Below are 12,766 nucleotides of genomic sequence, written 5' to 3'. Positions count from 1 at the left end.
GGTCACACCTCGGCCTTCCGCTGCTTCTGGGTGTCGTCGGGCCGGGCCTTGAACATCTCCAGCATCCGGTCCGTGACGGCGTATCCGCCGACGACGTTCATCGCGCCGAACACCATCGCCACGAAGGCCAGCGCGTAGCCGAGCCAGGTGTGCGACCCGGCGGCGATCAGCATGGCGCCGATGACGACGATGCCGTGCACCGAGTTCGAACCCGACATCAGCGGGGTGTGCAGGGTCGCGGGAACCTTGCTGATGACCTCGATGCCGACCAGCACGCTCAGCACGAACACGGTGATCGCGGTGAGGAGGTCGAGGTTGTTCATGATGTTTCACCTCCCATGAGGGCGCCCGTGATCTCGTCGTCGGGGTCGAGGACGAGCTCGCCGTCGGGCGCCAGGTGGCGCAGCAGGGCGACGAGGTTGCGGGCGTAGGCCGTGGACGCGGCGGTGGCCATCGCGGACGGCAGGCGTCCGGCGCCGATGACGGTGACGCCGCCCGCGAGGACGGTGGTCTTGTCGGGTTCCGAGTTCTCGACGTTGCCGCCGAGGTCGCTCGCGGCGAGGTCGAGGACGACCGACCCGGGGCGCATCCTCTCCAGGACGGCCGAGGTCACCAGGAGCGGCGGCTTGCGGCCCGGCACCTGGGCGGTCGTGACGACGACGTCGGAGCGCGCGATGTGCGTGTCGAGCGCGGCGCGCTGGGCGTCCTGCTCCCCGGTCGTCAACTCCCTTGCGTAGCCTCCCCGTTCGGTGTCCGGTTCCTCGTTCTGCGGGCTCTGGACGTCGAGGAACCGGGCACCCAGGGATTCCACCTCCCCTCGTGACGCGGGGCGTACGTCGTACGCCGAGACGACGGCGCCGAGGCGGCGGGCCGTGGCGATGGTCTGCAGCCCGGCGACTCCCGCGCCGAGGACCAGGACCTGCGCCGGGCGCATGGTGCCCGCCGCGGTGGTCAGCATCGGGAAGAAGCGGTCGTAGGAGTCGGCGGCGAGCAGTGCCGCCTTGTAGCCGGCGATGGTGGCCTGGGAGGTCAGCGCGTCCATGGACTGGGCGCGGCTGAGGGTGCGCGGCAGCAGGTCGAGGCTCACCGTCCGTACTCCGCGTCCGGTCAGTTCCGCGACCAGTTCGGGGTGGCGCAGCGGTTCGAGCAGCCCGATCAGGGTCTGTCCGGCGCGCAGTGCGCCGGCGGTCTCCGGGTCGGGCGGCGCCACGCACAGGACGGCGTCCGCCCGTGCGTACAGCTCGTCCGGGGGGACCACGGTGGCGCCCGCGGCGGTGTACTCGGCGTCGGCGAACCAGGCGCCGGAGCCGGCCCCGGTCTCCACCAGGACGTCGATGCCGGCGCGGACGAGCAGGGGGACGGCCTCGGGGACGAGGGCGACGCGGCGTTCGCCGGGGGCCCGCTCCCGTACGGCACCGACGGTGACGGTGGCCATGGTGTGCTGCCTTTCCCCGTGGCCCGGTGGTGACCGGGCCACGGCACGATCGGGGTTCCCTGAGTTCCCTGGGTTCCCGGAACTCTCAGAACTCGAAGACGAGTCGGGCTTCGGCCCGTCCGCCGAGCACCTCGTCGAAGGAGTCGTTGACCTCCTCCAGGCGCCGGGGTTCGGCGATGACCTGGGTGCGTCCGGCCGCGTGCAGCGCGAACACCTCGGTCAGGTCCTGGCGGGTGCCGACGATGGAGCCGAGGACGGAGATGCCGCCGAGGACGGTCTCGAAGATCGGCACGCTGATCGCCGCGTTGTCGGCGGGCAGGGCCACCATGACGAGACGTCCGCCGCGGTTGAGCGACCGGTACGCCTGCTCGAAGGCCTTGGGCGCGGCGGCGAGCACGATCGCCACGTCCGCTCCGCCGGCCTTCCTGATCTCCTCGACCGGGTCGTGGGTGCGGGCGTTGACGGTCTGGTCGGCGCCCAGCCGGTGGGCGAGGCCCAGCTTGTCGGGTTCGAGGTCGACGGCGGTGACCAGGCCGCCCACGAGGCGGGCGTACTGGAGCGCCAGGTGGCCCAGGCCGCCGACGCCGAACACGGCGACCCGCTCGGCCGGGGTCACGTGGGCAACCTTCACCGCCTTGTACGTGGTGACGCCGGCGCAGGTCAGCGGTGCCGCGTCGAAGGACGTCACGGCGTCGGGCACCGGGACGACCGCGCCCGCGTTCGCGACGGTGTACTCGGCATAGCAACCGTCCACGGAGTAGCCGGAGTTGACCTGCGCCTCGCACAGGGTCTCCCAGCCCGAGAGACAGTGGCGGCAGGTGCCGCAGGACGAGCCGAGCCACGGAACGGCGACCCGCTTGCCGACGAGCTGCCCGGAGACTCCGGAGCCGACGGCGGTCACGGGGCCTATGCCCTCGTGTCCCGGGATGAACGGTGGCCGCGGCTTGACCGGCCAGTCGCCGTGGGCGGCGTGGATGTCGGTGTGGCAGAGCCCGGAGGCCTCCATGCGGACGAGTACCTGTCCGGGGCCGGGCTCGGGGACGGGCAGGTCCTGGATCTCCAGGGCCTTGCCGAATTCGGTGACGACTGCTGCCTTCATGATCGACTCCTCAACTGGTGTGCCGTCGTGGTGCTTTGACCCGGGTGACGAAGCGCAGCCCGTCTCCGGCGGGGAGGGAGAAGCCGCCCGGTGTGCCCGGTTCGACGTCCAGGACGAACAAGGGGCGGCCGAGGGCCTCGTACTGGTCGGCGTCCATGTGGAAGGTGCAGCCGTGCACCACGCCGACGAGCATGTCGCCCTCCCCGAGGGCGAATTCACCGTCCGGGAAGCACATCGGGTCGCTGCCGTCGCAGCAGCCGCCCGACTGGACGAACATCACCGGCGCGCCCTGGGCGGCGCGCAGGGCGTCGATCGCCCCGCGGGCCGCCCGGGTGACGGTGACGCGCCCGACGGTGCCGTTCTCGACCCTCGCGGACATGTCGCCGTACCCCTTTCCTAGAACAGCCCGAGCGGCTTGGTGCCGTAGCTGACCAGGAGGTTCTTGGTCTGGCTGTAGTGGTCGAGCATCATCTTGTGGTTCTCGCGGCCGATGCCGGAGACCTTGTAGCCACCGAACGCGGCACCCGCGGGGTACTGGTGGTAGCAGTTCGTCCAGACCCGGCCGGCCTTGACGGCGCGGCCCATCCGGTAGGCGAGCGTGCCGTCGCGCGTCCACACGCCGGCGCCGAGGCCGTACAGCGAGTCGTTGGCGATCTCCAGCGCCTCGGCCTCGTCCTTGAACGTGGTGACGGCGAGGACGGGTCCGAAGATCTCCTCCTGGAAGACCCGCATCTTGTTGTGGCCCTTGAGGACGGTCGGCTCGTAGAAGTAGCCGTTGGCGAACTCTCCTTCCATGGTGGGCCGGTGACCGCCGACGAGCAGTTCCGCACCCTCCTTGAGCCCGATCTCGACGTACGACGCGATCTTCTCGATCTGCTGCTTGGACACCTGGGGGCCGATCATGGTCTCGGTGTCGAGCGGGTCGCCCTGCTTGATGGCGCGGATGCGCTCCAGGCAGCGGCCCATGAACTCCTCGTAGATGTCCTCCTGGACGAGCGCGCGCGAGGGACAGGTGCAGACCTCGCCCTTGTTGAACGCGTACAGGACGAGTCCTTCGACGGCCTTGCTCAGGAAGTCGTCGTCGTGGGCGGCCACGTCGTTGAAGAAGATGTTCGGCGACTTGCCGCCCAGCTCCAGGGTGACCGGGATGATGTTCTGGGACGCGTACTGCATGATCAGACGGCCCGTGGTGGTCTCGCCCGTGAAGGCGACCTTGGCGATGCGCTTGTTGGTGGCGAGGGCCTTGCCGATCTCGGCGCCGGGCCCGTTGACGACGTTGAGGACGCCGGACGGGACGATGTCGCCGACGACCTCCATCAGCTTCAGGATCGACCACGGCGTCGGCGAGGCGGGCTTGATCACCGTCGCGTTGCCGGCCGCCAGCGCCGGGGCCAGCTTCCACGCGGCCATCAGCAGCGGGAAGTTGAACGGGATGATCTGACCGACCACGCCCAGCGGCTCGTGGAAGTGGTAGGCGACGGTGTCCTTGTCGATCTCGGTGATCCGGTTCTCCTCGGCCCGGATCGCCGCCGCGAAGTAGCGGAAGTGGTCGGCGGCCAGGGGGATGTCGGCGGCGAGGGTCTCGCGGACCGGCTTGCCGTTCTCCCAGCTCTCGGCGACGGCCAGTTCCTCGCGGTGGGCGTCGATGGCGTCGGCCATCTTGTTGAGGACCGCGGCGCGCTGGGCCGTGGTGGCCTCGCCCCACGCGTCCTTGGCGGCGTGCGCCGCGTCGAGGGCGAGTTCGATGTCCTCGGCCGAGGACTTCGGGACCTCACAGATGGGCTTGGCGGTGGCGGGGCACAGGTTGGTCGAGTACTGGCCGGTGGTGGGTGCCTGCCACTTGCCGCCGATGAAGTTCTCGTAGCGGGGCGCGACGTCGACGGGACTGTCCGGCGCGCCCGGAGGCTGGTACTTCATGGTCGTCCCCTTTCGGGTGGTCACGCTGTTCGTGGTGACACTCAGCACGCTAGGAGCGGGCACGCTGCAATACCGCTGCATAGGGGCGGGCCTGCGGGAACACCGCCGTCCGCGGGTCCAGTGCGCGGGCCCGCGCAGCGGCGGCGGCGCGCTGCGGCGAGCGCTCGGGCAGGGTCCGGGCCAGCGCCACCCACGCGCCGAGGTCTTCTGTGCCCCATTGCGTCTCGACCCACCGGCGCAACAGCCCGGCGTCGCCGCAGCCGAGGACGGCACCGCGCACCTGCTGCTCCAGGCAACGGCGGTGCTCCACGACGACCGGGGCCTCGGATCGCGGCAGCAGCGGACCGCGGTAGCGGGCGAGCGCCTCCCCCACCCGTCCGTCGGCCAGCAGGCGGGAGACGTCACCGTAGTCGGACCGGACGGGGCGCAGGAGGGCGTACGGGCGGGACCCCAGCAGGTCGGCTCCGAGGACGGCGCGCAACCGCGTCATCTCGGCGCGCAGCGTCGAGGCCGGCACCTCGCGCTCCGACAGGTCCACCGCGAGCCGGTCCCCGGTCACGCCCCGGCCCGCCAGGGCGAGCGCCAGCACGATCTCGCTGTGCCGTGGGCTGAGGTGACGGGCCTGACCGGCGTACTCCAGAACAGCGCTGTCCCGGCCCAGCGCCCGCAGGCGGACCCCGTCGGCGGCCCCGTCCCCGCCGCCGAGGACGTGCCCGTCCGGCCCCAGGAGGGGGACGGACGGGAGACGGGCGAGCTGTGCCTCCGCGGCCAGCGCGGCGGCCCGCACGGCGGCCAGCGCCGGTGGTGTGCCGATGGTGGGCCCGCCGGACAGGTCGACCACACCGAGCGCCCGCCCGGTCACGGGGTCACGTACCGGCGCCGCCGCGCAGGACCAGGTGTGGACGGCCGCGCTGTAGTGCTCGCCGCCCACGATCTGGACGGGACGGCCCAACTCCAGCGCGGTGCCCGGGGCGTTGGTACCGGCCTGTGTCTCCGACCAGACGGCGCCCTCGGTGAAGCTCATCCGCTCCGCGCGCCTCATCGCGGCCGGGTCTCCCTCGACCCACAGCAGGGCGCCTTCGGCGTCGCCGACCGCGAACAGATGCCCGTCGTCCGCCGCGCCGGAACCCAACAGGTCCCGGAACAGGGGCAGTACGGCGGCCAGCGGATGGGCGCGGCGCCGGGCGTCGAGTTCTTCGCACGCCCAGCGAAGCGGAGGTGTGCTGCTGCCGTCGGGGCGTACCTCGCTCGCCTCGCAGCGCCGCCACGAGTCGACCACGAGACTCCGCATGCCCCGCGGGTCGGGCCCGGACGAGGTCACGAACCGCTCGTGGGCAGCACGCAGCGCCGAGACCGAGGCGGCACTGGGAGCGTCCATGGCACCTCCCGAGAAATCCATGGCGAAACGGGTCGCACCAGCCTCACCCGCCCGCGGCGCGGGACGCAGGGGCCGAACGACTCCTACGACGGGGGCTGTTGGGCCCCCCATCGGGGCCGCGCCCCGCGGCGGGCACCCGGTCGTGGCCCTGGACGCAGGCCGAAGCGGGCCGGGGAACAAGTCCCCGGTCCGCTGGAAGTCCTGCCCTCGGGGCACGTCGTCAATGGACCGACGTGTGCAGAGGGTGGCCGCCTCGGACCGGCGGTTGTGGCGTCGGCGTCTGCCGCGGAGGCGCCGGGTGGGCACGCCGGCGCAGCAGCCGGACCGCAAGATCGTCGAAGAACGCGGCGAGGACACAGGTCAGTCCCGTCGCCAGCACGAGCAGCACCGCGAACCTCTCCCAAAACTCCGGTGTGAGACTGGTACCCACTGTCCTCGCCCTCCCGGTTCGGTGTCCTTCTCCTTGCTTCCAGCCAACTACGGCGGAGGTAGGGGCGCATGAGCCGTGGGGGCCGGACAGGGGGCCCAGGGACCCCTTGCGGTCGGGGCCGTACGGCCCTGGCTGTCGGCCCGCAGGTCCGCCCTCCAGCCGTCGGCCGGGTCACGGGACCGGTGCCCTCGGCAGCGAGACCGACGACAGCCGCGGTGTCGCACACGGGCTCCCGCCCCACGTCATCCCCTGCCCCCGCTGCGGTCGCGCCACTGTGGGTCGACGCGCTTCCATTCCGCGTCCCATTCGGCCAGGCGCCGTCGCAACAGGCGCCTGCGTACCAGCCATCCGCCAGCGAGCACCGTGGAGCAGACCCCGGACCCGACGAGCACTCCGTTCCCCACCACTCCCAGGGTCTTCTCCGTCGCCGTGGGCGGCTTGGAGACCACCTGACCACTGCGATCGATCCACGCCGTCACATGGGTGCCGGCCGCGGTCTGCGGATCGACCTTCATCCGGGCCGTGTGGGTGACGCCGTCGGCCGTCGTCCACCGCACTTTCACCGGCACTCTGCCGTCGTCGAAGCCGGTCGTCGTCGGCGCGATGTCGGAAGCGTCCTCGGTCAGCACGGCGGCGACCGCGTGCACCTCCGCGCGTCGTTCGGTCAAATAATGGTCGGTCTGCGCCGCGACCGCCTGGCCCGCGACGGCTCCCGCCGACAGGGCGAGCATCCACGTGGCGAGGACGATCCTGGCTTCGACGACGTCGCTGTGGCGCCGCAGGGAATTGTGACGCCAGCGCCAGAACCACACCCTCTTCGCCTTCGCCCGCTGTGCCCGTGCCATGGGGTCGACACCTCCTCGACAGCCGTGCCGGTCAGACCACGGTTCCGGTGCCGCCCACCCAACCGGTCCGCTCGTCGGGCAGGTCAGGGTCGAGATCGGGGCGACGGATCGGCCCGGACAGGGCACATTCCACGCCCACGACTCCCTCGACAGCCCGCACCAGACGGGTCACGACCGGGACGAGGGAGGTGTCCCGCACCTGGCCGGTGAGCGTCACGACTCCGTCGTGGACCTCCACGTCGATCGGCCCGACCGGGGCCGGGAAGACGCGCGCGACAACGTCGCGGCGCACCTCGTCGGCGATGTCGGCGTCGTCCCGCAGGAACACCTTGAGCAGATCGGTACGGCTGACGATGCCCTGCAACACGCCGTCGGCGTCGACGACGGGCAACCGCTTGAGGTTGTGCCGTAGCAGGAGGCGCGCGGCCAGGCGGGCGGTGTCGTCCGCGTGCACGGTGACCGCCGGGGCTGTCATCAGGTTCCCGGCGACGACGGCGTCGGCCTTGGTCAGGTCGCGGCGCCGTTGTCCTCGCTCGCTGCGGTCCGGATCGCCGTCGCGGAAGATCTCCTTCGGCAGCAGATCCGCCTCGGACACCACGCCGATGACGTGGTGTCCGTCGTCCAGCACCGGGAGGGCGCTGACCTTCCAGCGCCTCATGGTCCTCGCGATGTCCTTGAAGGCCGCGCCCGCGTGCAGCGAGACCACGGTCCGGGTCATCACGTCACTCACGAGGTAGGGCGTGCCGGCCATGGCGTCCTCCAGGTGCTCGGATGCCGTCCTGCGTCACGCTTCCAGCGTCCTACGCGGCACCCTCCGGGGCATGGGCCGGGCGGCCCCGATCCCCGGGCCGAGAGGCTCGTCCATGGCCGATGACGGGGCCTCCCGCTGCTTCTCCCGGCCCCCGGGCTACCGCTTCCGCAAGGGCACCCGCCATATCAGCCTTGTCCCGCCGCCTTCGGGTACCGCCAACTCCAAGCGCCCGCCCAGCTGTTCGGCCCGCTCACGCATGTTGCTCAGTCCGCTGCGGCGGCCGTCGGCGGGGATGCCCACGCCGTTGTCGGTGACCGTCAGGCGCACTTCCCGCCCGTCCGTGACGAGCGCGACCTCGGCCCGGGTCGCGTGGGCGTGCCGGGCGATGTTGGTCAGGGACTCGGAGAGCACGGCCACCAGGTGGTCGGCGATCTCCCGGGGGACATCGGTGTCCAGCAGACCTTCCATCCGCACGCTGGGCGCGAAGCCCACCACCGACGCGGCCTCGCCCACGATCCTCACCGTGCGGGCCCGCAGGCCCGCCTCCCCGGCGCCGTCACGGGACCGCAGGCCGAAGATCGTCGACCTGATGATCTTGATGGTCTCGTCCAGGTCGTCGACCGCGCGCGCCACGCGCTCCGCGGCCTCGTCGTGCTCGATGAAGCGGCCGGCGCTCTGCAGTGTCATGCCGGTGGCGAAAAGCCGTTGAATCGCCAGGTCGTGCAGGTCACGGGCGATCCGGTCGCGGTCCTGGAGTACGGCGACCTCCTCCGCGGCCTGGCGGCGCTCCGCGAGCTCCATCGCGACGGCGGCCTGTGCGGCGAAGGCCTGAAGGGTCTCGGTCTCCGTGGCCGTGAACACCGGCCGGCCCGTCTCGCGTGCCAGCAGGACCACGCCGCGCGCACCCAGGTCGCCGGTCCCGATGGGCACGGCCACCGCGGGGCCGAGTCCCCCGAAGCGTGGCGGTTCGAGGGAGATGCGATCGTCGTGGCCGACATCGGCGCTGGTGACCGGAGCCGCGGCGGAGAAGGCGAGTCCCATCAGGCTGTTGTCCATGGAGAGCACGAGACCCTGGTGCGCCTCGGCGTCCATCCCGACCGCGATCTCCACGGCGAGTGCCCCGGTGTCCTCCATGGGCAGCGCGACCGCCGTCAGGGCCGCTCCGGTGATCTCTCCCGCCCGCTCGGCGATCAGGGCGAGGACCTCGGTGCGCGCGGCGTCCGACATGAGGCGGTGGGTGATCTCCGCGTTCGCCTGGAGCCAGCGCTCGCGCAGCCGTGACTCCTCGTACAGCCGGGCGTTGTCGATCGCCACGCCGGCCGCCACGGCGAGGGTGAGGGTGACCGAGACGTCCTCCTCATCGAACTGCGCGCCGCCGCGTTTCTCGGTCAGGTACAGGTTGCCGAAGACCTGGTCACGCACCCGGATGGGGACACCGAGGAAGGTGTTCATCGGCGGGTGGTGCGGCGGGAAACCGTACGAGGAGGGGTGTTCGGCGATCTTCGGCAGCCGCAGCGGTTCGGGGTGGCGGATCAGCTCACCGAGAATGCCGTGCCCTTCCGGGTACGGGCCGATCCGGGCGATCTGATCCTCGCTGACTCCCACCGTGTGGAAGGCCGAGAGCCGTTTGCCGTCCGGGCCGATCACGCCGAGCGCCGCGTACTCCGCGTCGACGAGGGCCGCCGCGGCCTCCACGATGCTGTGCAGGGCCTGCTCCAGGTCCAGTTCGCGGCCGACCGACAGCACCGCTTCCAGCAGGCTGTGGACGCGGTCGCGGGTACCGCGGGCCGCGTCCAGCCGTGCCTGCAACTCCTCCAGCAGCTCGTCGAGCCGCAGGTGAGGCAGGGACACTCGGGCCTCCTCGGGGCTTCCCACCGGTGCTCCTCCAGATCGCACGGACACCCACCGGTCCGATCATCTGCCACGGTAGTGGTCGGCCACGGGGCAAGGTAGCGAATCCCGGCGACTTCAGCCGGTCGGCGACCAGGGCCGGTCGGCCCCACGACGGGGACCGACAGCACCTGCCTCCCCGGTCCCGGCACTCGGACGCTGGAGCTGTACCCAGTCCCGACAGCGACGGAGGAGACCGGCGTCATGGTCCGTTACGTGTACGACTTCGCGGAAGGCGGCCGTGACCAGGCCGACCTGCTCGGCGGCAAGGGCGCGAACCTGGCCGAGATGACCCGGCTGGGGCTGCCCGTCCCGCCGGGATTCACCGTCACCACCGAGGCCTGCCGGGCCTTCCTCGCCACCGGGACCGAGCCCGACGGTCTGGCCCCTGAGATCGCCGGGCGCCTGACGGCCCTGGAACGGTTCGCGGGACGCGGGCTGGGCCAGTCCGACGATCCGCTGCTGCTGTCCGTCCGCTCGGGGGCGCGGTTCTCGATGCCCGGCATGATGGAGACGATCCTCGACATCGGGCTCAACGACGAGTCCGTCCTCGGCCTGGCGAAGGTTTCGGGCAACGAGCGCTTCGCCTGGGACTCCTACCGGCGCCTCATACAGATGTTCGGCAGCACGGTCATGGGTGTCGACAGCGCCCTGTTCGAGAACGCCATCGCGGACCTCAAGAGGACCCGGGGCGCGTCCGACGACCTGGGACTGACCGCGTCGGACCTGGCCGGGCTCGTCGCGACCTACAAGGAACTCGTCCACCGGGAGACGGGCGAGGACTTCCCGCAGTCCCCGGACGAGCAGTTGCGCCGGGCCGTCCTGGCCGTCTTCGAGTCCTGGAACGGCGAGCGTGCCCGGATCTACCGTCGGCGCGAGCACATCGCCGACGACCTGGGGACCGCGGTCAACGTCCAGACGATGGTGTTCGGCAACCTCGGCGCCGACTCCGGCAGCGGCGTCGCCTTCACCCGCGACCCGGCCACGGGGCGCCCCTGCCTCTACGGCGACTACCTCCCCGACGCACAGGGCGAGGACGTCGTCGCCGGCATCCGCAACACCGTGCCGTTGACGGCCCTGGAAGAGCTGGACCCCACGTCGTACACCCAACTGGTCGGCCATCTGGGGACGTTGGAGACCCACTACCGCGACCTGTGCGACATCGAGTTCACCATCGAGCGCGGTCGGCTGTGGATGCTCCAGACCCGGGTGGGCAAGCGCACCGCCGAGGCCGCGTTCGCCATCGCCGCCGAACTCGTCGACGAAGGACTGATCACCGCGGACGAGGGCCTCGCCCGGGTCGGCGGGGACGGCCTGGCCCGGCTGATGTTCCCCCGGTTCGACACCTCGGCCGTCGGCGAGGCGCTCGCGCACGGTCTCCCGGCCTCGCCGGGTGCGGCCGTGGGCGCGGCCGTGTTCGACTCGGCCGAGGCGGTCCGCCGGGCCGCCGGGGGCGAGAAGGTCGTTCTCGTACGCCAGGAGACCACGCCCGACGACCTGCCGGGCATGATCGCCGCACAGGCGGTGCTCACCGGCCGAGGCGGCAAGACCAGTCACGCGGCCGTCGTCGCGCGGGGCATGGGCACGGTGTGCGTGTGCGGCGCCGAGGACATCACGGTGGACATCGCGGCGCGACGCTTCACCGTGGGTGACACCGTCGTCGAGGAGGGCACGGTCGTCTCTGTCGACGGTTCCGAGGGCGCCGTGTACCTGGGTGCGGCCCCGCTGGTGGACTCCGCCGCGATGCGGTACTTCGAGACGGGTGAACGGTCGGCCGGACTGGTCGACGCCGTAGCCCGCGCCATGGACCACGCCGACGGCGTACGACGTCTGGAGGTGCGGGCCAACGCGGACACCCCCGAGGACGCGGCACGTGCCCGGCGGTTCGGTGCCCAGGGCGTCGGACTGTGCCGCACCGAGCACATGTTCCTCGGCGAGCGCCGCAAGCTGGTAGAGGCGATGATCCTGGCCCGCGACGAGACCGAGCGGGAGGCCGCGCTCAGCGCGCTGTTGCCGCTCCAGCGGCGGGACTTCATCGGCATCCTGGAGGCGATGGACGGCCTGCCCGTCACCATCCGGCTCATCGACCCGCCCCTGCACGAGTTCCTGCCCGACCGGACCGACCTGGCCGTGCGCATCGCCACCGCCGAGGCCCGGGGTGACGCGCCCGAGCCGCACGACACAGAACTCCTCGACGCCGTGAACCGTATGCACGAGGAGAACCCGATGCTCGGCCTGCGCGGGGTCCGCCTGGGCCTGGTGGTGCCGGGACTGGTCGCCATGCAGGTGCGGGCCATCGCCGAGGCGGTCGTGGCCCGGACCAGGGCCGGGGGCTCTCCCGAGGCGGAGATCATGGTGCCGCTGGTCGGCGCGGTCGAGGAACTGCGCATCGAACGCGAGGAGGTCGAACGTGTCCTCGCCGAGGTCTCCAAGGAGTCCGGTGTCCCCGTGCACTGCCCGGTCGGCACCATGATCGAGCTGCCCCGGGCCGCGCTCACGGCCGGCCGGATCGCCGAGGAGGCCGAGTTCTTCTCCTTCGGTACCAACGACCTGACCCAGACCACCTGGGGCTTCTCCCGCGACGACGTCGAGGCCGCGTTCTTCTCGGCCTATCTCGACAAGGGCATCTTCGCCACCTCGCCCTTCGAGACCCTCGACCGCGCGGGTGTGGGCCGACTGGTGCGGATCGCGGTCGACGAGGGCCGCGCCGCACGGCCCGACCTCAAGATCGGCGTCTGCGGTGAGCACGGCGGGGATCCGGACTCGGTCCACTTCTTCCACACGGCCGGACTCGACTACGTCTCCTGCTCGCCGTTCCGTGTCCCGGTCGCCCGGCTGGAAGCGGGGCGGGCCGCGCTGCCCGGAACGGGGACGAGCGACAGCAGGTGACGCCGGCCGGTCCCCATGCCCGACGTGGTCGGAGCCTTGGGGACGTCCGGCGTGACAGGGGCTGAGGGGCCAGGGCCACAGAGCCGTCCGGCTCCGGTCGGAGAGACACGGTGAGGGCCGGTCTTCCCCGGG

Annotated in this window: 10 protein-coding genes; 1 reads left to right on the top strand and 9 read right to left on the bottom strand. The window is 71.7% G+C overall.

Annotated features, from left to right (window positions below):
* Positions 1-2: 2 nt before the first annotated feature.
* The 9 genes from ACIQPR_RS33950 to ACIQPR_RS33910 all read right to left on the bottom strand — a co-directional run bounded on the left by ACIQPR_RS33950 (position 3) and on the right by ACIQPR_RS33910 (position 9,730).
* Positions 3-323: an NAD(P) transhydrogenase subunit alpha gene (locus tag ACIQPR_RS33950; RefSeq protein WP_403656128.1), complete on the bottom strand. Its 321-nt coding sequence runs from the start codon at positions 321-323 to the stop codon at positions 3-5.
* Positions 320-1,435 (bottom strand): NAD(P) transhydrogenase subunit alpha, encoded by a 1,116-nt coding sequence (locus ACIQPR_RS33945; RefSeq protein ID WP_403656125.1) that lies wholly within the window; start codon positions 1,433-1,435, stop codon positions 320-322. Before ACIQPR_RS33945 ends, ACIQPR_RS33950 begins: the two co-directional genes overlap by 4 nt.
* 85 nt (positions 1,436-1,520) lie before the next feature.
* Positions 1,521-2,534, bottom strand: a complete 1,014-nt coding sequence (locus tag ACIQPR_RS33940) for a zinc-dependent alcohol dehydrogenase (RefSeq protein ID WP_403656122.1) — start codon at positions 2,532-2,534, stop codon at positions 1,521-1,523.
* A 10-nt stretch (positions 2,535-2,544) separates the two neighbouring features.
* Positions 2,545-2,913 (bottom strand): DUF779 domain-containing protein, encoded by a 369-nt coding sequence (locus tag ACIQPR_RS33935; protein WP_403656119.1) that lies wholly within the window; start codon positions 2,911-2,913, stop codon positions 2,545-2,547.
* Positions 2,914-2,930: 17 nt separating this feature from the next.
* Positions 2,931-4,451 carry an aldehyde dehydrogenase family protein gene (locus tag ACIQPR_RS33930; protein WP_403656116.1) on the bottom strand — a complete coding sequence of 507 codons (1,521 nt, stop codon included), beginning with the start codon at positions 4,449-4,451 and terminating at the stop codon, positions 2,931-2,933.
* 49 nt (positions 4,452-4,500) lie between these two features.
* Complete coding sequence (locus ACIQPR_RS33925; RefSeq protein ID WP_403656113.1) at positions 4,501-5,829, bottom strand: transcriptional regulator; 1,329 nt, start codon at positions 5,827-5,829, stop codon at positions 4,501-4,503.
* Between the two features lie 672 nt (positions 5,830-6,501).
* Complete coding sequence (locus ACIQPR_RS33920) at positions 6,502-7,104, bottom strand: hypothetical protein (protein ID WP_403656110.1); 603 nt, start codon at positions 7,102-7,104, stop codon at positions 6,502-6,504.
* Positions 7,105-7,135: 31 nt separating this feature from the next.
* Entirely contained in the window at positions 7,136-7,855 is a 720-nt protein-coding gene (locus ACIQPR_RS33915; protein WP_403656106.1) for a CBS domain-containing protein, read from the bottom strand.
* Between the two features lie 156 nt (positions 7,856-8,011).
* Entirely contained in the window at positions 8,012-9,730 is a 1,719-nt protein-coding gene (locus ACIQPR_RS33910) for a GAF domain-containing protein (protein ID WP_403656103.1), read from the bottom strand.
* Between the two features lie 219 nt (positions 9,731-9,949).
* Here ACIQPR_RS33910 and ppdK point away from each other — a divergent pair, with 219 nt between their 5' ends.
* On the top strand, positions 9,950-12,634 hold the full coding sequence (gene ppdK, locus ACIQPR_RS33905; RefSeq protein ID WP_403656100.1) for a pyruvate, phosphate dikinase: 2,685 nt from the start codon (positions 9,950-9,952) through the stop codon (positions 12,632-12,634).
* Positions 12,635-12,766 lie beyond the last annotated feature (132 nt).

It is taken from the genome of Streptomyces sp. NPDC091280 (assembly GCF_044768565.1).
Taxonomy (GTDB): domain Bacteria; phylum Actinomycetota; class Actinomycetes; order Streptomycetales; family Streptomycetaceae; genus Streptomyces.
This window is presented reverse-complemented; position numbering and strand designations above follow the sequence as displayed.

Coding starts and splice junctions, on each gene's coding strand:
- ACIQPR_RS33930 (WP_403656116.1), bottom strand. CDS start 4,451: ATGAAGTACCAGCCTCCGGGCGCGCCGGACAGTCCCGTCGACGTCGCG.
- ACIQPR_RS33925 (WP_403656113.1), bottom strand. CDS start 5,829: ATGGACGCTCCCAGTGCCGCCTCGGTCTCGGCGCTGCGTGCTGCCCAC.
- ACIQPR_RS33950 (WP_403656128.1), bottom strand. CDS start 323: ATGAACAACCTCGACCTCCTCACCGCGATCACCGTGTTCGTGCTGAGC.
- ppdK (WP_403656100.1), top strand. CDS start 9,950: ATGGTCCGTTACGTGTACGACTTCGCGGAAGGCGGCCGTGACCAGGCC.
- ACIQPR_RS33915 (WP_403656106.1), bottom strand. CDS start 7,855: ATGGCCGGCACGCCCTACCTCGTGAGTGACGTGATGACCCGGACCGTG.
- ACIQPR_RS33945 (WP_403656125.1), bottom strand. CDS start 1,435: ATGGCCACCGTCACCGTCGGTGCCGTACGGGAGCGGGCCCCCGGCGAA.
- ACIQPR_RS33940 (WP_403656122.1), bottom strand. CDS start 2,534: ATGAAGGCAGCAGTCGTCACCGAATTCGGCAAGGCCCTGGAGATCCAG.
- ACIQPR_RS33935 (WP_403656119.1), bottom strand. CDS start 2,913: ATGTCCGCGAGGGTCGAGAACGGCACCGTCGGGCGCGTCACCGTCACC.
- ACIQPR_RS33920 (WP_403656110.1), bottom strand. CDS start 7,104: ATGGCACGGGCACAGCGGGCGAAGGCGAAGAGGGTGTGGTTCTGGCGC.